The 16,643-nt window shown below is 71.3% G+C and carries 21 protein-coding genes and 1 pseudogene; 12 read left to right on the top strand and 10 right to left on the bottom strand.

What is annotated here, in order from left to right:
• Positions 1-55: 55 nt before the first annotated feature.
• Positions 56-394: a hypothetical protein gene (locus tag PH203_RS35765; RefSeq protein ID WP_289925554.1), complete on the bottom strand. Its 339-nt coding sequence runs from the start codon at positions 392-394 to the stop codon at positions 56-58.
• A 342-nt stretch (positions 395-736) separates the two neighbouring features.
• Between PH203_RS35765 and PH203_RS35760 the strand changes: the two genes are divergently transcribed.
• Genes PH203_RS35760 through PH203_RS35740 form a run of 5 tightly spaced genes read left to right on the top strand, consistent with a single transcriptional unit; the run spans position 737 to position 4,131 of the window.
• The gene (locus tag PH203_RS35760) at positions 737-1,078 is read left to right on the top strand and encodes a metalloregulator ArsR/SmtB family transcription factor (protein WP_289925552.1); all 342 of its coding nucleotides are present in this window, start codon (positions 737-739) and stop codon (positions 1,076-1,078) included.
• Complete coding sequence (locus tag PH203_RS35755) at positions 1,075-2,820, top strand: SulP family inorganic anion transporter (RefSeq protein WP_289925550.1); 1,746 nt, start codon at positions 1,075-1,077, stop codon at positions 2,818-2,820. The genes PH203_RS35760 and PH203_RS35755 overlap by 4 nt, the downstream gene beginning before the upstream one ends.
• Positions 2,817-3,227: a pyridoxamine 5'-phosphate oxidase family protein gene (locus PH203_RS35750; RefSeq protein WP_289925549.1), complete on the top strand. Its 411-nt coding sequence runs from the start codon at positions 2,817-2,819 to the stop codon at positions 3,225-3,227. Before PH203_RS35755 ends, PH203_RS35750 begins: the two co-directional genes overlap by 4 nt.
• Positions 3,227-3,655 carry an ATP-binding protein gene (locus PH203_RS35745; RefSeq protein WP_289925547.1) on the top strand — a complete coding sequence of 143 codons (429 nt, stop codon included), beginning with the start codon at positions 3,227-3,229 and terminating at the stop codon, positions 3,653-3,655. The genes PH203_RS35750 and PH203_RS35745 overlap by 1 nt, the downstream gene beginning before the upstream one ends.
• A 53-nt stretch (positions 3,656-3,708) precedes the next feature.
• Positions 3,709-4,131: an anti-sigma factor antagonist gene (locus PH203_RS35740; RefSeq protein WP_289925545.1), complete on the top strand. Its 423-nt coding sequence runs from the start codon at positions 3,709-3,711 to the stop codon at positions 4,129-4,131.
• A gap of 57 nt (positions 4,132-4,188) precedes the next feature.
• Here the strand turns inward: PH203_RS35740 and PH203_RS35735 are convergent.
• From PH203_RS35735 to PH203_RS35725, 3 genes and pseudogenes are all read right to left on the bottom strand, one after another.
• A pseudogene (locus tag PH203_RS35735) lies at positions 4,189-5,101 on the bottom strand (transposase); the annotation flags it as partial.
• Positions 5,102-5,502: 401 nt separating this feature from the next.
• Positions 5,503-6,297 (bottom strand): 2-phosphosulfolactate phosphatase, encoded by a 795-nt coding sequence (locus PH203_RS35730; RefSeq protein WP_289925544.1) that lies wholly within the window; start codon positions 6,295-6,297, stop codon positions 5,503-5,505.
• Positions 6,298-6,332: 35 nt separating this feature from the next.
• The gene (locus PH203_RS35725; protein WP_289925543.1) at positions 6,333-6,518 is read right to left on the bottom strand and encodes a hypothetical protein; all 186 of its coding nucleotides are present in this window, start codon (positions 6,516-6,518) and stop codon (positions 6,333-6,335) included.
• A 215-nt stretch (positions 6,519-6,733) separates the two neighbouring features.
• Between PH203_RS35725 and PH203_RS35720 the strand changes: the two genes are divergently transcribed.
• The 7 genes from PH203_RS35720 (at position 6,734) to PH203_RS35690 (ending at position 14,457) form a co-directional block, all read left to right on the top strand.
• The gene (locus PH203_RS35720; RefSeq protein WP_289925542.1) at positions 6,734-7,084 is read left to right on the top strand and encodes a metalloregulator ArsR/SmtB family transcription factor; all 351 of its coding nucleotides are present in this window, start codon (positions 6,734-6,736) and stop codon (positions 7,082-7,084) included.
• Between the two features lie 182 nt (positions 7,085-7,266).
• Entirely contained in the window at positions 7,267-7,749 is a 483-nt protein-coding gene (locus PH203_RS35715; protein ID WP_289925541.1) for an oxidoreductase, read from the top strand.
• Positions 7,746-9,773 carry a proton-conducting transporter membrane subunit gene (locus PH203_RS35710; RefSeq protein ID WP_289925539.1) on the top strand — a complete coding sequence of 676 codons (2,028 nt, stop codon included), beginning with the start codon at positions 7,746-7,748 and terminating at the stop codon, positions 9,771-9,773. The genes PH203_RS35715 and PH203_RS35710 overlap by 4 nt, the downstream gene beginning before the upstream one ends.
• Positions 9,773-10,729: an NADH-quinone oxidoreductase subunit H gene (locus PH203_RS35705; RefSeq protein WP_289925536.1), complete on the top strand. Its 957-nt coding sequence runs from the start codon at positions 9,773-9,775 to the stop codon at positions 10,727-10,729. Before PH203_RS35710 ends, PH203_RS35705 begins: the two co-directional genes overlap by 1 nt.
• Positions 10,726-11,406 carry a hypothetical protein gene (locus tag PH203_RS35700; RefSeq protein WP_289925534.1) on the top strand — a complete coding sequence of 227 codons (681 nt, stop codon included), beginning with the start codon at positions 10,726-10,728 and terminating at the stop codon, positions 11,404-11,406. Before PH203_RS35705 ends, PH203_RS35700 begins: the two co-directional genes overlap by 4 nt.
• Positions 11,406-12,968, top strand: coding sequence for a proton-conducting transporter membrane subunit (locus PH203_RS35695; protein ID WP_289925532.1), 1,563 nt, complete (start codon positions 11,406-11,408; stop codon positions 12,966-12,968). The genes PH203_RS35700 and PH203_RS35695 overlap by 1 nt, the downstream gene beginning before the upstream one ends.
• 4 nt (positions 12,969-12,972) lie before the next feature.
• Positions 12,973-14,457 carry an NADH-quinone oxidoreductase subunit C gene (locus PH203_RS35690; RefSeq protein ID WP_289925529.1) on the top strand — a complete coding sequence of 495 codons (1,485 nt, stop codon included), beginning with the start codon at positions 12,973-12,975 and terminating at the stop codon, positions 14,455-14,457.
• Here PH203_RS35690 and PH203_RS35685 read toward each other — a convergent pair.
• The 6 genes from PH203_RS35685 to PH203_RS35660 all read right to left on the bottom strand — a co-directional run bounded on the left by PH203_RS35685 (position 14,436) and on the right by PH203_RS35660 (position 16,623).
• On the bottom strand, positions 14,436-14,690 hold the full coding sequence (locus PH203_RS35685; RefSeq protein ID WP_289925527.1) for a pyridoxamine 5'-phosphate oxidase family protein: 255 nt from the start codon (positions 14,688-14,690) through the stop codon (positions 14,436-14,438). The two genes, PH203_RS35690 and PH203_RS35685, sit on opposite strands and share 22 nt — an antisense overlap.
• A 19-nt stretch (positions 14,691-14,709) precedes the next feature.
• Entirely contained in the window at positions 14,710-15,207 is a 498-nt protein-coding gene (locus PH203_RS35680) for a hypothetical protein (protein WP_289925525.1), read from the bottom strand.
• A 231-nt stretch (positions 15,208-15,438) separates the two neighbouring features.
• Complete coding sequence (locus tag PH203_RS35675; protein ID WP_289925524.1) at positions 15,439-15,594, bottom strand: DUF6126 family protein; 156 nt, start codon at positions 15,592-15,594, stop codon at positions 15,439-15,441.
• Positions 15,595-15,626: 32 nt separating this feature from the next.
• On the bottom strand, positions 15,627-16,103 hold the full coding sequence (locus tag PH203_RS35670; RefSeq protein ID WP_289925522.1) for an ATP-binding protein: 477 nt from the start codon (positions 16,101-16,103) through the stop codon (positions 15,627-15,629).
• Entirely contained in the window at positions 16,100-16,438 is a 339-nt protein-coding gene (locus tag PH203_RS35665; protein WP_289925520.1) for a metalloregulator ArsR/SmtB family transcription factor, read from the bottom strand. The genes PH203_RS35670 and PH203_RS35665 overlap by 4 nt, the downstream gene beginning before the upstream one ends.
• A 5-nt stretch (positions 16,439-16,443) precedes the next feature.
• The gene (locus PH203_RS35660) at positions 16,444-16,623 is read right to left on the bottom strand and encodes a hypothetical protein (protein WP_289925518.1); all 180 of its coding nucleotides are present in this window, start codon (positions 16,621-16,623) and stop codon (positions 16,444-16,446) included.
• Between the last annotated feature and the right edge of the window lie 20 nt (positions 16,624-16,643).

The raw sequence follows: 16,643 nt of genomic DNA, 5'->3' as shown, positions 1-16,643 counted from the left end.
GAGGCTCCGGTCCCCGGGTGGTTGTCCTGAGAGGGGCTGTGCCGTTCGTCCGCCGTCACAAGGGGCGCTCTCCGGGACGGCCGCTCAGGTCCGCGAGGGCCGAGCCGGCGAGGAAGTAGTTGCCGTTGTAGTAGGACCACCGCTCGCCGGGCTCCCGTTCGTTCCCGGCGCCGACCACGAGCCGGGCGGCCTCCAGGAGTGCACCGTCCCCGACGCCCAGAGCCGTCGGTGTCGCCGCGTCCACCGTTTCGCGCGGGCCGGAGACCTGCCCCAGGATCTGCTCGACGGTGACACTCCTGTCGGCCTGCCCGTCCGGCGTGAGCCCGGGCAGCAGTTCAGCGTCATCGGCGAAGATCTTCACCTCCGCGGCGCTGGTCCAGATGCTGCGGGACAAGGGCGTCCCACTGGCCACCCCCGTCGTGGCCGGTCGCGGTGACGGCGGACTCTCGTTTCTGCATTGGCCGGGGCATCACGGAGACCCGTCTGCGCGTCCATCAGTCTCTGAAGATCCACACCGTGCATGTCACCGCTGAGGTTCCGCCCCGGCGGACACGGTTGCGTAGCTCGCGGATCGCCACAAAGCGGATATCGGAATTGCTAAATTTTGCAATTGATTACATGCTGTGGTGGCTGCGTCCGTCCTGGCCCGGTAGCCGCGGGCGCAGCACTTATGTGTTGGACGTGTGCCGTGTCTGCCCCGCGAGGGTGGGGTCTTCGTAGGGGAAGCCGAGGAGTCGTGTCCGTTCCGCTGTACCAGGCCAAGGCCGAGTTCTTCCGGATGCTGGGGCATCCCGTACGGATACGGGTGCTGGAGTTGCTCCAGGACGGGCCGATGTCGGTGCGGGAGTTGCTGGCGGCCATCGAAGTGGAGCCTTCCAGCCTGTCGCAGCAGCTGGCGGTGCTGCGCCGCTCGGGGATCGTCACCTCCACCCGCGAGGGCCAGGCGGTGGTCTACGAACTCGCGGGCGGGGACGTCGCGGACCTGATGGCGGCCGCGCGCCGGATCCTGACCGAGATGCTCGCCGGGCAGAACGAGCTGCTGGCCGAGCTGCGGGAGTCCGAGGTCGCCGCGCGATGACCACGGCACTCTCCCGGGCCTGGGCCCGGCTCACATCGTTGTTGCCCGGACGCGACGATCTGACGGAGATGCGCCGCGACCCGCGCCGGGACCTGCTGGCCGGGCTGACCGTGGCCGTGGTCGCACTGCCGCTCGCGCTCGGCTTCGGTGTCTCCTCCGGGCTGGGAGCGGAGGCAGGGCTGGCGACCGCGGTGATCGCGGGTGCGCTCGCCGCGGTCTTCGGTGGATCGAATCTCCAGGTGTCCGGGCCGACCGGCGCCATGACCGTGGTTCTCGTCCCCATCGTGGGCGAGTACGGCCCGACGGGCGTCCTCACGGTCGGCCTGATGGCCGGCGTGATGCTCGTCGTCCTCGCCGCGTTGAAGGCCGGACGGTACATGCAGTACGTCCCGGCGCCTGTGGTCGAGGGTTTCACCCTCGGTATCGCCTGCGTGATCGGCCTTCAGCAGGTCCCGAACGCGCTCGGCGTGACCAAACCCGAGGGCGACCGGACCCTGGTGGTGACTTGGCGGGCCTTCGAGGAGTTCGCCAAGTCCCCGAACTGGACCGCTGTCGGCTTCGCGGTCGCCGTGGCCGCGGTCATGCTGCTCGGGGCCCGCCTGCGGCCGACCGTGCCTTTCTCCATCCTGGCCGTGATCGCCGCGACAGCAGTGGCACAGCTTGCGCATCTCGACGCGGCGACGCCGATCGGTGACCTGCCCGCCGGGCTGCCTGCGCCGTCGCTGTCCTTCCTCGACCTGGGCTCGCTCGGCACCCTGCTCGCCCCGGCCGTCGCGGTCGCCGCTCTGGCCGCCCTGGAGTCCCTGCTGTCGGCGTCGGTGGCGGACGGCATGACGGTCGGCCAGAAGCACGACCCGGACCGGGAGCTGTTCGGCCAGGGCCTGGCGAACATCGCCGCCCCGCTGTTCGGCGGTGTTCCGGCGACCGGCGCGATCGCCCGCACCGCGGTCAACGTGCGCACCGGCGCGAGTTCACGGCTGGCCGCCCTCACCCACGCCGCGATCCTCGCCGTGATCGTCTTCGCCGCAGCGCCCCTGGTGTCAAAGATCCCGCTGGCCGCGCTGGCAGGTGTGCTGCTGGCCACGGCGATCCGCATGGTCGAGGTCGGCTCGCTGCGGGCCATGGCGAAGGCCACCCGCTCCGACGCGCTGATCCTTGTCCTGACCGCCGTCGCGACCCTGGCCCTGGACCTGGTGTACGCCGTGATCATTGGGCTGGCGGTCGCCGGTGTCCTCGCTCTGCGTGCCGTGGCCAAACAGGCCCGCTTCGACCAGGTGCCGCTCGACCAGGGCGACCACAGCGCCGAGGAACACGCTCTGCTGGCCGAGCACATCGTCGCGTACCGCATCGACGGCCCGCTGTTCTTCGCCGCCGCCCACCGCTTCCTGCTGGAGCTGACCGAGGTGGCCGACGTACGCGTCGTCATCCTGCGCCTGTCCCGGGTCTCCACCATGGACGCCACCGGCGCCCTCGTCCTCAAGGACGCGGTCGAAAAACTGACCCGACGCGGCATCGTCGTCATGACCTCCGGGATACGCCCCGGCCAGCGGCAGGTTCTCGACTCGGTGGGTGCCCTCGATCTGCTCCGCCTGGACGGCCGGGAGTACGCCACCACGCCCGAGGCGATTCGCGCGGCCCGCACCCACCTGGAGATGGCAGGCGTGCTGCCCGCCGTCCCCGCACAGAAGACGCAGACGACGAGCCCGAAGACGACCGACGTCAGTGAGGAACCAGTCCGATGAGCACTACTCCCGCCTCCCTGCGCATGGTTGAGGTCTCCGGAGCGGAGGCGCTGTGGCTGGTGGAGGGCAGCAGCCTGGGGCGGCTGGTGCTCGTCCAGAGGGAGCTGACCGTCGTACGGCCCGCCCGGCACGTGTGGGAGTACGGGCGGCTGGTCGTGCGCACCCCGGTGCAGGCGAGCGCGGTGCCGGCCACAGCGAGCTACCACGTGGACGAGATCCGCGCCGTGCAGGGCACCGGCTGGACGGTGACCGTGAGCGGTCCCGCCGAGGTGATCAGCGACCCGCACGAGGCCGCCCACTACCGGCGCACCCTCACGGGCTGGGCGCACGGCCCGCACGACACGATCCTGCGCATCCGCCCGCAGACGGTGACCGGCTTCCGGCTTGCCCGCGGGACGGACGGCTGATGTCATCCGTCCCGTTGGAGAAGCTGCCCCACCGGCACGTACTCACCCTGCCGAGCCGACCGGCGGCGGTCCGCCTCGCCCGCGAGACCGCCGAGCAGATCCTCATCGAGTGGGGGATCGGCCTGCGCCATGCCACGGTGGACCCGGCCCTGCTGATCCTCAGCGAGCTGGTCACCAACAGCGTGCGGCACGCCGCCGTCCTCTCCCCGCAGCTCACGGTGATCTACGCGGCGGGCACGGACAGCCTCGCCTTCGCCGTCCACGACCGCCACCCTTACCAGCCGTCGCTGTACGCGTCCGTCACCGGAGCGGGATCCGGAGGGCTGGGCACCGTCATGGAGCTTGTGCTCGGCCTGGGCGGCACCGCCAGGGTCCGGGGTGACGCGGACGGCAAGGGCAAGAGCATCTGGATCACCCTCCCCCTCTGACCGCAGAGCAGCACCCCTGCCAACGGGCAACGCGCACAAGGAAGTTCACCGTCATGACCATCGACTGGCGCTACACCATCGAGCAGGACTGCGGCATCCTCGCCGTCGCCGGATACCTGGGCCCCGACGCGGTCCACCGCTTCGCCGGCGCGGTCGGCTGGGTGCTCGCGCGCGGCACCGGGCCGGTCATCGTCGACCTCAGCGAACTGCGCGGCTGGTCTGCCGAGGGACAGCAGGCGATCGCCCAGGCCGCCGTGCGCCTCGCCGTGGTGGGGCGCAGACTGGAGCTGGCCGCGATTCCCGCTGACGGCTCCCTCGTCCCCGCCGGCGACGGCCCGGACATCCCCGTCCACGCCGACCTCGCCGCGGCCCTCACCGCACACGGCGCGCACGGCGGGGGACACCCGGAGCACGTGGCCGGCCGCCACGAGTGGCGCACGACCGGCTGGTCCGGAGGAGAGTCGGCGAGCGATTGACATGCTCCTCGTCCTGAAGGACGAGGATTCTGGCCTTCTCGACTGGTTGCTGTGCCGCTACGCGGCATGGGGTTGGGTCGGGAATCCGTGGCTTCCTGTTTCTTCGCGCTGTGCCGGGATTGCTCCTGGTCTTTACCGGCGCTCCGCAGGCGGTGCAGGTCCATGCCCGGACGTTGAGGGGTTTGGGTCCGTCCACGGCGCCGCAGGTGGAGCAGGTCTGGGAGGTCGGGGTGAAGCGGCCGATGGTGACCAGGGTGCGGCCATACCGTTGCGCCTTGTACGCGAGCATGCCGAGGAACGATGCCCATCCGGCATCATGCACCGACTTGGCCACCCTGGTGCGCGCGAGTCCTTTCACCGCCAGGTCCTCCACCGCGATTGCTTGGTTCTCGGAGATCAGCTTCGTGGAGAGCTGGTGGTGGAACTCGCGGCGCGCGTCAGCGACTTCGGCGTGGGCGCGGGCGACCTTGAGGCGGGCCTTGCTGCGGTTCTTGGATCCCTTCTGCTTGCGGGACAGCTCCTGCTGGGCCTTCTTCAGCTTCTTGATGAAGGTGACGGAGGTGGGGGTGGTAGGCAGGGTGCGGGACCATTTCACCTTCACCGCGCCGATCTTCGGCAGGTTCAGACGGCCGGCGTCCGTGATCCTCCAGCGGGCGTTGGCGGTGAACCGGATCGACTGCCGGGCGTCCTTGCGCGACTTGAACCGGGGCGGGCCCACCTTCGGTCCCTTGCGGGTGCCCTTCAGGGAGGCGAAGAAGTTGCGGTACGCAGTCTCGACGTCCCGCAGAGACTGCTGGAGCACCACCGCGGAGACCTCGCCGAGCCAGACCCGTTGCGGAGTCCGTTTCGCTTGGGTGATCAGGCGGGTGGACAGCTGCCGGGCCGTCGGGAACGGCTCCCCGGCCTTGCGGGCGTCCTCGCGGGCACGCACGGCGTCGTTGAACACGACACGTGCGCACCCGAACCCACGTCGTCACCGGGAACATGTGAACGGTCCGTCACCATCGCGAGCAGGGTCCGGCTCCGCCGGAACGAGACCGCGACGCTCCGCGTCGCAGCCACAAGATTCGCTTCGCCCCCGGCCTGAAGGCCGGAGCACTGCGAATGATCTCCGGTAGCTCACCGTCGGATTCCCGTTCAGCCGAAGCGCACGCGCTGCGCGGGCGCCTGGCCGCGGTGCGTCGTCCGGGCTGCACCGTCGGCGATCACCCCGATGGTGTCCCTGTCCCGGTCACCCGTACCTCCCGAAGCGTGCGCCGAGTACCCGGAAGGCGCCCCTGCGTGTAGGGCGCACTTTCTACCCACGCCCCGCACGGACATGCCATCCCCGAGCTCGGTTCCTCTGTCCGACGATCCGGGAAGTCTGCGAGGTCAACCGCAGCCGAAGGCCCCGTCGCCGTCCCTGACGGGCACGACGGCGCAGGTGTCCTCCTCGGTGGCGATGGCCACGTCCTCGGCGAACCCCCTCGTGGCCAGTTCTCGTCCGGAGGCGCTGGTGGCGACCGCATGGGCCAGGTCGGCCGTTCCTTCGTAGGTCGCCTTCGCGGCTGTGGCCTCGATGGAGAGCGGGCCCGTGCCCAGCGTGTGCAGGTCCGAGATCAGGGCTCCGGCTCCCAGCAGGTCCTCCAGGGCGGGGCGCAGGCTGCCGTCCGGCCACCGTTCCCCTGCGGCGATCACGGCGACGGGCCGCTCAGGTGTGCCGTAGCCGTGGGCGGTGAGCCAGCCGCCGATCGCGGTGACATTGCGCAGGCAGGCGGCCACCACCTGCATGCCGGGTGGTGCGGCGGCGGCGATGGCCGCGCCGTTCGGGGACGGCAGCACCAGCCGGACCACGAACGGAGCGGCGCGCAGATGGGCCGGGGACAGCGACCACGGAGTGGCGGGCGTGACATCGCGGCGTCCTACAGCCAGCCGTGCGCCGGACTGCTGCGCGTAGATGGCGGCGGCCTTCTGGGCCGCACTCCGCTCGGGCGCGGTCGCGGGGCCGTCCGGCAGCCAGAACGGCAGGACTCGGGTTCCTTGCTGGACGGCGACGCTCACGGCCGTGGTGAACGAGAGCACGTCGACGAGGACCAGACAGGCGGCCCCCGTAATGAGGCGGCTCGCACCGGCGGGACCCCATTCGAAGCGGATCCCGCTGCCGGACTGGGCGGCCCAGTCTCCCATCCTTTTCCTTCCCGGCCCTGGACGCGGTGCGTGGGTCAGTCGCGAGGGCGGTCCGTCGTCGGCTGGGCGGACCTGCCGCCGAAGGACAGCTTGAGCATGCGGTCGTGGCCGCAGCGTGGGCAGGAGTCGTCCGGGCCTACGGCGGTGGGGCTGCACTTGAGACGGCAGGCCGGGCACTTGAACCAGGTGACGCCCAGTCCTCGCAGCGGAGTGATTCTCATGCAAGCCTCCCTCTCACGACATATTGAGTTGCTAATGTTAGCAATTCCTGAGGTCGTCATCGCTGGATCATGGCCATCTGGTTCACCGGCACGAGTTCGGCCTGATCGGATGCCGCACGCGAGGATGACCGCATGTACGCAACGAGTGGGTGGATGCGATGTACCGACATCCGGCTGGTGCGGCCCTGCTGCCGTATCGGAGAGGGGGCGGCACGGTGAGTACTCCGCTGTACCAACTGAAGGCCGAGTTCTTCAAGACCCTCGGCCACCCGGCCCGCATCCGGGTGCTGGAGCTGCTGAGCGAGCGTGAGCACGCGGTCGCCGAGATGCTGCCCGAGGTCGGTATCGAGCCCGCCCATCTCTCCCAGCAACTCGCGGTGCTGCGTCGGGCGAACCTGGTGGTGACCCGCAAGGAAGGCTCGACCGTGTACTACTCGCTGACCAGCCCGCACATCGCCGAGCTGCTCAGGACCGCGCGAACCATCCTGTCGGGCGTGCTGAGCGGACAGGCCGAGCTGCTCGCCGACCTCCAGGCCGCGCAGGGCGAGGGGAAACCGCCGTCGTAGCGACGGCCCTTGATCGGCGGCCGTCTCCCGAGAGAGTTGACAGCGCTCTGTGGTGCCGGGAGGCGGCCGCCTTCACCAGTAGGACGCCGTCAGGGCAAAGCATCGGAAAAATCCCGTAACTCCACACGTGGGAAGACCTGTTGGTCACCTGCGGACAGTCCTCACCAGCTCAGGGAGGCGTCATGGGCCTGCTGCGCAAGATCCGTTCCACCGGGCGGGTGGCCGAGCCCGCGCCGCCGCGCCCGGAAGACGAACCCCCGCCGCAGGCACGGGAGTTCGGCGGCTCGGTGCAGGTGCGGTGCGTGGACGCCGGCTCCTGCAACGGCTGTGAGATCGAGATCGCCGCGGCCTTCAACCCGGTGTACGACGCCGAGCGGTACGGGGCGCGGCTGGTGGCTTCGCCGCGCCATGCGGACGTGGCGCTGGTGACCGGGCCGGTGACGCGGAACATGGCCGAGCCGCTGCGGCGCACGGTGGCCGCGATGGGCGAGCCGCGGCTGGTGGTCGCGGTCGGGGACTGCGCGATCAACTGCGGCGAGTTCGCCGGGGGTTACGGCGTCGAGGGCGCCGTCGCCGATGTCGTACCGGTGGATCTGGCCGTGCCCGGATGCCCGCCGGAGCCGGAGCAGATCGTGGCGGCCCTGCGGAGAGTGACCGGACGGTGAATGTGATCGCGGCCGCCCTCGCGACGGCCACCGGGCTGGGCGGCGCGGGCGCGCTGGCCGGACTCGGACTGCCGTACAAGATCCGCGTCCCGGTCGTCGGAGTGCTGACGGTCGGCGTGGGGGCGGCGGGTGGTACGGCGGGTGTGGCCGCCCTGGGCGGAAGCCACTGGGCAACGACGCTTGCCGGGCTGCTGCCGCTGGCCGGGGTACATCTGGCGGTGGACGCGTTGGCGGGGCTGTTCATGGCGGTCGCGGGGGCCGTCGTGGTCGCGGTCGCGGTGTACGGCATCGGCTACGCGCACGGGCCGCACGGGCTCGGCTCGCGTACGGCGCAGGCGGTGCTGCCGCTGTTCGCGCTCACCCTGGTGCTGGTGCCCGTGGCGGCGTCGGTGTCCACCTTCCTGGCGCTGTGGGAGCTGATGGCGCTGGCCTCGCTGCTCCTCGTCCTCGCCGAGCACCGGGAGCGTGCCTCGGTGCGGCAGGCGGGTGTCTGGTACGCGGTGATGACGCACCTCGGGCTGGTGCTGCTGCTCGCCGGGTTCGCGCTGTTCGCCGCGCAGACGGGCGGCGAGACCTTCGCCGCGCTGCGGCACGGCGCGCAGGCCGTGTCGCCGACCGTGCGCGGGCTGGTGTTCGTGCTGGTCGCGCTCGCGTTCACGTCGAAGGCGGGCGCGGTGCCGCTGCACGCCTGGCTGCCGCGCGCGCATCCCGAAGCCCCCAGCCCGGTCTCGGCGTTGAAGAGCGCCGCCATGGTCAACCTCGGCATCTACGGTCTTGTCCGCACCGGCCTCGATCTGCTCGGCGGCGGACCGGCGTGGTGGTGGCTGGGGCTGATGGCGGTGGGCGGGGCCAGCGCGGTGTACGGAATCCTGCAGGCGGCGATGGCCTCCGACCTGAAGCGGCTGCTGGCCTACTCGACGAGCGAGAACATGGGCCTGGTCCTGATCGGAGTGGGGGCGTCCGGGCTGTTCGCCGCCTACGACGACCCGGCGCTGGCCGCACTGGCGTTGGTGGCGGCCCTGCTGCACGTGGTCAACCACGCGGCGTTCAAGGCCCTGTTGTTCTGCGCGGCAGGGTCGGTGCTGCGGGCCACCGGCCTGCGGGATCTGGACCGGATGGGCGGGCTGCGGGCCCGGATGCCGGCCACCGCCGGGCTGTTCGCGCTCGCCGCCCTCGGGGCGGTGGCGCTGCCGCCCGGCAACGGGTTCGTCAGTGAATGGCTGCTGTTGCAGTCCCTGATCCACGGACTTCAGGTGCCGGGGGTCGCGGTGGCGGTCGTCCTGCCGCTGTCGGTGGCGCTGATCGCGCTGTCGGCGGGCATCGCAGCGGCGGCGTTCGTGAAGGCGCTCGGGGTCGGCTTCTTCGCCCGGCCGCGCAGTGAACCGGCCGCGGCGGCCAAGGAATCACCCGTGCTCATGCTCGCCGGGATGGGCCTGCTCGCGGCCCTGTGTGCGGCCCTGGCCGTGGTGCCCGGCCTGCTCGGCGACGGCCTGGACCGGGCGGTGTCCGCGACCGGGTTGCCCGGCAGCGGCGCGGTGTCGGGCGGTGCATCGAGGGTGCGGCTCGCGGACATCTCCGCGACGCTGTCGCCGCTGTGGGTGGTGGCCGCCCTGGCCGGAGCCCTGATGCTCGCCGTCGGCCTGCCCCGGCTGTACGGCCGCAGACGGCGCCGGAAGAACGCCCGGCTGTGGGACTGCGGCGGCGGGGCGCCGACCCCGCGCATGGCGTATACGGCGACCTCGTTCGCCGAGCCGCTGCAGCGCGTCTTCGACGACGTCCTCGCCCCGGAGCAGGACGTGGACGTCACCCCGGTGCGCGAGTCGTCGTACCTGGTGGAGCGGGTGCGCTTCCAGCGCCGGGTGCCCGACCGGATCGAGCACCGGCTGTACGAACCCGTGCTGCGGGCGCTGGCCGGTACCGGGCAGGCGGCCCGGCGGCTGGCGGGCGGCAGCGTGCATCTCTATCTCGGCTACGGCTTCGTCGGCCTGGTCGTCCTGCTGGTGGCGTTGGCGGTGGGCTGGTGATGAGCACAATCGGGTACGCGGCCGTGGCGGGCCAGGTCGTCGTGGTCGGCGCGGGCGCCCCGCTGCTGACCGGGTGGATGCGTCAGGTGCGGGCCCGGCTGGAGGGCCGCGCCGGCGCCGGCGTGCTCCAGCCGTGGCGGGACATCCGCAAACTGCTGCGCAAGGAACCGATCAGCCCCGTGGGCACCGGGCCCGCCTTCCGTGCCGCCCCCGCGCTGCTGGTCGCCACCACTGTGGTCGCGGCCGGCCTCGTACCCCTGCTGTCGACCGACACCCCGGTGAGCGGGCACGCGGACCTCATCGTGGTGGTGGCGCTGATCGCGCTCGGCACCCTGGCCCTGGCGCTGGCCGGGCTGGATTCCGGCACCGCGTTCGGCGGCATGGGAGCCTCCCGGGAGATGACGGTGGCCGCGCTGGTCGAACCGACCATCCTGCTGTCGGTGTTCGCCCTGTCGATACCGGCCGGGACCACCAACCTGCCCGCGATCGTCTCCGGCGCCGTCGACGAACCGGCCCGCCTCGCCTCCCCGGCGGGCTTGCTGGCCACCGCCGCGCTCGCGGTCGCGGTGCTCGCGGAGACCGGGCGGATCCCGGTCGACAACCCCTCCACCCACCTCGAACTCACCATGATCCACGAGGCGATGGTGCTGGAGTACGCCGGACCCGATCTCGCCCTGGTCGAACTCGGCGCCCAGATGCGGCTCACCCTGCTGCTCGGACTGCTGTCCTCGCTGTTCGTGCCGTGGGGCATCGCGACCAGCGCCTCGTGGAGCGTGCTCGTGGTGGCCCTCGTCCTGTTCGCGGCCAAGATCGCCGTGCTGGGGGCGGTGCTGGCGGCGGCCGAGGTGTTCTGGGCCAAGGTGCGGCTGTTCCGGGTGCCCGAACTGCTCGCCGGGTCCTTTCTGCTGGCGCTGCTCGCGGTGACCGCCTCCTACTTCCTGAGCGGAACCTCATGAGCGACGGCCTGTACACCCAGCTCCTCGACCTGGCCTGTGGGGCCTTCCTGCTCGCGGCGGTGATCGTGCTGTGGCGGCGCGAACTGGCCGCGATCGTGCGGGTGTTCGCCCTGCAGGGCCTCGCGCTCGCCGCGATCGCCGTCCTGCTCGGCGCGTACGAGGAACGGTGGGACCTGATCGCCGTGGGCATCGGCATCGGACTGCTGAGGGCGGGCGTCCTGCCGTATCTGATCCGCCGCGCCCTGGCCACGATCACCGCCGACCGCGCGCACCGAGAGGAGGTGCGGGAGACACAGCCGCTGGTCAACGTCGCCGCCTCCCTGCTGACCGCGGCGCTGCTCACGCTACTGGCCTACGCCGTCGCCCGGCCGTTGACCGAACTGAACCCCACTCCTGCCACCCGCGCGCTGCCGGTCGGCCTCGCCGTCGTCCTGATCGGCTTCTTCGTCCTGGTCACCCGCAGACGGGCCCTGGCCCAGGTGGTCGGCTTCCTGCTGCTGGACAACGGCATCACCGCCACCGCCTTCCTGGCCACCTCCGGAGTGCCGCTGATCGTCGAACTCGGCGTCTCCTTCGATGTGTTGCTGGCCGTGCTGGTGCTGCAGATCCTCACCACGAGGGTGCGCGAGGCGTTCGGCACCACCGACATCGACGACCTGCGGGAGCTGCACGACTGATGAACGCCACGGTTCTGCTGACCGCCCCCGCCGCCGTACCGCTGCTGGTGGCCGGGGCGTACGCGCTCGCCGCACTCCGCACCCGCTCCGCCGCCCCGGCACACCCCGCGGCGCGGGTGTCAGCACAGGGCGCCGTCCTGGTGGCGCAGGCACCGGACCAGGACCCGCAGCGGCATCCGACGCACTGGGCGGCTCTCGTCTCACCCGCCGTGATCCTCCTGTGCGGGAGCCTGCTCGCGTCGGCCGTCGTCACCGACGGCCCCCGGACGGCGTACTCCGGGCTGCTGCGCGCGGACGCGCTGACCGCGTGGATGCTGCTGGTGGTCGGCGCCGTCGCGCTGATCGCCTGCGCCTTTGCACCGAGGTACCTGGCTGTTGAACAGGCCGAGGGCCGGGCCCACCTTCCGGCTCTGTGGCGCTACCACGTACTCGTCCAGGCGTTTCTGGGGGCGATGTGCCTGGCCGTGGTGACCGCCAACCTCGGCGTGCTGTGGGTGGCGATCGAGGCGACCACCATCGTCACCGCGTTCCTCGTCGGGCACCGCCGCACCCGCACCTCGGTGGAGGCCGCGTGGAAGTACGTGGTGATCTGCTCGGCCGGCATCGCGCTGGCCTTCCTCGGCACCGTCCTGATCTACTACGCGGCCCGGCAGGCCGGCATCGCCGAAGCCTGGGCGCTGGACTGGCCCACCCTGGTCGCCCACGCCGACCGGCTCGACCCGGCGGTCACCCGGCTCGGCATCACCCTGATCGTGCTCGGCTTCGGCGCCAAGGCCGGTCTCGTCCCGCTGCACGCCTGGCTGCCCGACGCCCACAGCCAAGCCCCCGCCCCGGTCTCCGCGCTGATGTCGGGCGTGCTGTTGTCCGTCGCGTTCGCCGCGATCCTGCGCTACCGGGTCATCGCCGACGCCGCCCTCGGACCAGGCTTCACCCAGACCCTGCTGGCGGGGATCGCCCTGCTCACCCTCACCCTCGCCGTCGGCCTGCTGTTGGCCCAGCGCGACTACAAGCGGATGCTGGCCTACTCCTCCATGGAGCACATGAGCCTGATCGCCCTCGGTGCGGCGATCGGCAGCCCGCTCGCCCTGTCCGCTGCCCTCCTGCACATCGCCGGACATGGGCTCGCCAAGTCGGTCGCCTTCTGCGCCTCGGGGCGCATTCTGCAGATCACCGGTACGGCGCGAATCGGCCGGGTGCGCGGGCTGCTGGCCAGTGCTCCCGCGTCGGCGGGGGCGTTCGGGGTCGCGGTGGCGGCGCTGATGGCGTTTCCGCCCTTCAGCCTCTTCTCGTCCGAACTGGGCATCGCACGCGCCGGGTTCGCTGCCGGTGCCGGCCTGGGGTGGGCCACGGCGGCGGTGCTGCTGCTCGTCCTGGTGGCCTTCGCCGCACTGGCCACCCGCACGGCCCGGATGCTGCTGGGACCGGGAACACCGGCCGAGGACAACCCGTCTGCCGCATGGCCGCTGCTGCTGGGCCTGGCCGCCTGCGCCGCCCTGGGGGTTGCCACCGGCCCGCTCACCGACCTGCTGGACGCCGCCGCCCAGGCGATCGGAGACCACTGACACCATGCGCAAGATCTACCAGGTCAGCCCCGCCACACTGACCCAGCACGCCGAGGACCTGCTCACCCAGGGCCACCGGCTCGCCCTGGCCGCCGCGCACCTCGACGAGAGGGGGCCACGCGTGGTGTACCTGTTCGTGGCCGGCCCGCCCGACACGCGCACCGAACTCCACGTACGCCTCGACCCCGCCCGGCCCGAGGTACCCAGCCTCGCCCATCTCTCCTTTGCCGCGGGCCGGTTCGAGCGCGAGATGCGTGACCTGTTCGGCATCGTCCCCCTCGACCACCCACTCCCACGTCGCCTTGTACGGCACTTCCACTGGCCGCGCGGCTGGTACCCGATGCGCCCCGATGCCGGACCACCTCCCGCGTTTGGCGAGCAGGAGGGCCCGTATCCGTTCCTGGAGGTGGAGGGCGACGGCGTCTACGAGATCCCCGTCGGGCCGGTGCACGCCGGACTGATCGAACCCGGACACTTCCGCTTCTCCGTCGTCGGCGAGACCATCCTCAAACTCAAGGCCCGCCTCTGGTTCGTCCACAAAGGAATCGAGAAACTCTTCCAGGGCCGCTCGACCGCGGCCGGCCTCCCGCTCGCCGAACGCATCAGCGGCGACACGGCCGTCGGCCACGCCCTGGCCTACTGCCTCGCCGTCGAAGAGGCCACCGGCACCGAGGTCCCCGCCGAAGCCCAGCGCGCCCGCGCCCTGCTGCTGGAACTGGAACGCATCCACAACCACGTCGCCGACCTCGGCATGCTCTGCAACGACGTCGGCCACGGCATCCTCAACGCCCACGCCCAACGCGTCCGCGAACAACTCCTGCGCCTCAACGAGGAGATCACCGGACACCGGCTCCTGCGCGGCGGCGTCGTCCCAGGCGGCGCCGTCCTGCACTCCCTGCCCGACGCCGCGCGCCTGAAGGCGATCGGCGCGGACATCCGCGAGATCACCGACCTCGCCCTCGCCCACTCCACCGTCCACGACCGCTTCACCGGCACCGCCATCCTCCGCACCGACGCTGCCCGGACCATCGGCTGCCTCGGCTACGTCGCCCGCGCCAGTGGCCTGGCCGCCGACGCACGCATCGCCCACCCCTTCACGCCGTACGACGACATGGGGCTCGCCGTGCCCGTCCACGACAGCGGTGACGTTCTGGCCCGCTTCCTGGTCCGCGCTGAGGAGATCGACGTATCCCTCGCCCTGATCGGGCAGTTCACCGAGGGACTCACCGCATCTGCAGCCGTCCTCGGTCCGGCTCCCGTGCCCGGTGCGGGCCCGGGCACGGGCGTGGGACTCGTGGAGGGCTGGCGTGGCACCATCGCCACCCGCATCGAACTCGCCCCGGACGGCACGCTGGCCCGGGTCAAGCCGGCGGACCCGTCCTTCTTCAACTGGCCCGCCCTACCGGTGGCGCTGGCGGACACGATCGTCCCGGACTTTCCGCTGACCAACAAGAGCTTCAACCTGTCCTACGCGGGCAACGACCTGTAGTCAGCCGTCGTCTCGGCGTCCGTCACGCGGCTGGCGGTGCCGGTGACCACCACGCTCCAGCCGGTGCGGGTGTCGAGATCGAGGCGGTCGGCCCCGTACACCACCACCTCCGACGCCGACGCGGTGGTCGGCAGCGCGGCCCCGGCGTGCGTGCGGATGATGATGCCGCCTTCGTCGCTGACGAGGTGATTGACCGGACGGATCACCGGCAGCGCCTGGTGGGTGAAGCCCACCCAGGAGAGGAAGGAGTGGTCAAGGCGACACCTCACAGTCGGCCTCATGCCTGGCCCCGCGCGGCCAGAGCACCTCGACATCGAGGCCGTGACTCCGTGCGAAGGCCACCAGGTGCGCCGTCCGGTCCCGATCGCTCGACGGCGACCCGTCCCAGATCGCCAGGACGCCTGCGCAGGACCGCAGCAGCCTCTCGTCGGCGGTCACACACGAGCTGAGGCTCTTCGGGTCGTACTCCAGCAGTCGCACCTGTTCCGACAACAGCAGCAGCTCACCGGCCGCCTTGCCGTCGGGCTCGGCCAGTGGCGCGGGCACACGGTTGCGGGCCGGAAGCACCGTCACCAGGGCCAGCCCCGCTTCGCGGGCGGCGCGACCGAACGCCAGCGGAAGCCCCCGACCCGCACGGACCAGCCCAGCCCTGCCCGCCATGGCGAAGGAGGCCAGCCGCTCGCGCAGCTCCTCCTCCAGCAGCGCGAGCGTCGGTGCGGTGAGATCGGGATGCCCCACAACAGCGATCACTCCTGGTCGTCCCTTCTCGTAGTCACCTTGCGGTCATGGCAACTGCTCACTTGAAGGAGACTTCAACCAGCGCCCATGATCGTATGTGTCGCAGTCCCGTGGATGGCGGTCCGGGGGAGTGGTGGCCACCCACGGGCAAACCTGATCGTCTCCAGACAGGAGTACGGCACGCCAGGGCAGACCGGGGGTGGAATCAGGGCCGACAGGTCCTTGCGGATGTGTCGGCTTCCGCTACTTCGAGACGTGTTCGCCGAGGTGGAAGAGCAGCCACACGAAGCCGGCGAACAGGTGTGTGCCGAAGATGTAGAAGCCGGCGCGCAGTGCGACACCGCGTTCCTTCTGGCTCTCCGCATCCCGGGGCGTGTCCTGCTCGGCGTCGTTCACCATGCCCTTGCCTTCTCTCGTCCTGCCGTGTGCGCCTACAGGGGTATCTCGAACCGGACGAGGACGACTTTGCCTTCGTGGTCGAGGGCGGGCTCGGCGCTCAGTTCGCCGTCGTAGTCGGCAGCGAGGTCCGCCACCATCCGCAGCCCGGCGCCCATGCCCTCCAAGGTGAGGTCCGGAAGGCGTGGTTCGGCGTCCGCGACGCTGATGACCAGCTGACCGGCCGCGGCCGTCATCCCCACGTCCATCAGCGGAGAGTGCGGGGCGTGCCGCAGCACATTGGTGACCAGCTCGCTGACCGTGAGCAGTACCGCGTCAGCGAAGGAGGACTCGGGAGTGACGCCGATCTCCGCGAAGTGCCCGATCACCGCTTCCCGGGCCTCGCGTACCGCGTCGGGTCCCACCGGCACCGAGGTGATGTGCCGCCGTACCGGCGGCCGGGCGTGTTCGATGGCCGCGGCCGGGCGGCCGCGGTGCCACGGCATCCGGAACCGGTGCGCGCCGCCGGTCACCGCGCTGCTTCTGTTCGTCGCAGTTCGTCAAGCAGGTCCTGGCGTTCGGACAACAGCACGGACAGGATGCGCCGGGCCGCTGCCAGCAGTTCGGCGACATCGCCGCCGGCCAGTTCGTAGACCACGGTCGATCCGGTGCGGGTGGCGGTGACGATCCCGGAGCGGCGCAGCACCGCCAGCTGCTGCGAGAGGCTCGACGGCTCGACCTCGATCTCCGCCAACAGGTCCCGCACCGGCTTCGGGCCGTCCTGCAGCAGCTCCAGCACCCGGATGCGCACCGGATGCCCGAGCATCCGGAAGAACTCCGCCTTCGCCTCGTACAACGGAACCGGCACCCTGATCATCCCTCTTCAGCCTCCACACCGACGTCGATGCCATGCCGGTGCGCCAGGCGCACAGCGTCATCGAGTTCGTCCTGTGCGACGGCGGTCGCATAGGCGTCCTCGGCCTCCAGGGCGGTCGTGAGCGCGGCGCGCGCCGCGCGGACCCGCCGGCGCGCGGCCTCGGTGAACCCGCCCACGGCGGACCTCCTTCTGTGGC

The sequence above is a fragment of the Streptomyces sp. S.PB5 genome, assembly GCF_030403745.1.
Taxonomy (GTDB): domain Bacteria; phylum Actinomycetota; class Actinomycetes; order Streptomycetales; family Streptomycetaceae; genus Streptomyces.
The sequence above is the reverse complement of the archived record's forward strand: the minus strand, read 5'-3'. Positions and strand labels throughout refer to the sequence as shown.

Bases quoted from the DNA above. Each gene is read 5' to 3' on its own strand.
- PH203_RS35755 (WP_289925550.1), top strand. From the start codon at position 1,075: ATGACCACGGCACTCTCCCGGGCCTGGGCCCGGCTCACATCGTTGTTG.
- PH203_RS35750 (WP_289925549.1), top strand. From the start codon at position 2,817: ATGAGCACTACTCCCGCCTCCCTGCGCATGGTTGAGGTCTCCGGAGCG.
- PH203_RS35745 (WP_289925547.1), top strand. From the start codon at position 3,227: ATGTCATCCGTCCCGTTGGAGAAGCTGCCCCACCGGCACGTACTCACC.
- PH203_RS35740 (WP_289925545.1), top strand. From the start codon at position 3,709: ATGACCATCGACTGGCGCTACACCATCGAGCAGGACTGCGGCATCCTC.
- PH203_RS35730 (WP_289925544.1), bottom strand. From the start codon at position 6,297: ATGGGAGACTGGGCCGCCCAGTCCGGCAGCGGGATCCGCTTCGAATGG.
- PH203_RS35725 (WP_289925543.1), bottom strand. From the start codon at position 6,518: ATGAGAATCACTCCGCTGCGAGGACTGGGCGTCACCTGGTTCAAGTGC.
- PH203_RS35715 (WP_289925541.1), top strand. From the start codon at position 7,267: ATGGGCCTGCTGCGCAAGATCCGTTCCACCGGGCGGGTGGCCGAGCCC.
- PH203_RS35705 (WP_289925536.1), top strand. From the start codon at position 9,773: ATGAGCACAATCGGGTACGCGGCCGTGGCGGGCCAGGTCGTCGTGGTC.
- PH203_RS35700 (WP_289925534.1), top strand. From the start codon at position 10,726: ATGAGCGACGGCCTGTACACCCAGCTCCTCGACCTGGCCTGTGGGGCC.
- PH203_RS35695 (WP_289925532.1), top strand. From the start codon at position 11,406: ATGAACGCCACGGTTCTGCTGACCGCCCCCGCCGCCGTACCGCTGCTG.
- PH203_RS35690 (WP_289925529.1), top strand. From the start codon at position 12,973: ATGCGCAAGATCTACCAGGTCAGCCCCGCCACACTGACCCAGCACGCC.
- PH203_RS35675 (WP_289925524.1), bottom strand. From the start codon at position 15,594: ATGGTGAACGACGCCGAGCAGGACACGCCCCGGGATGCGGAGAGCCAG.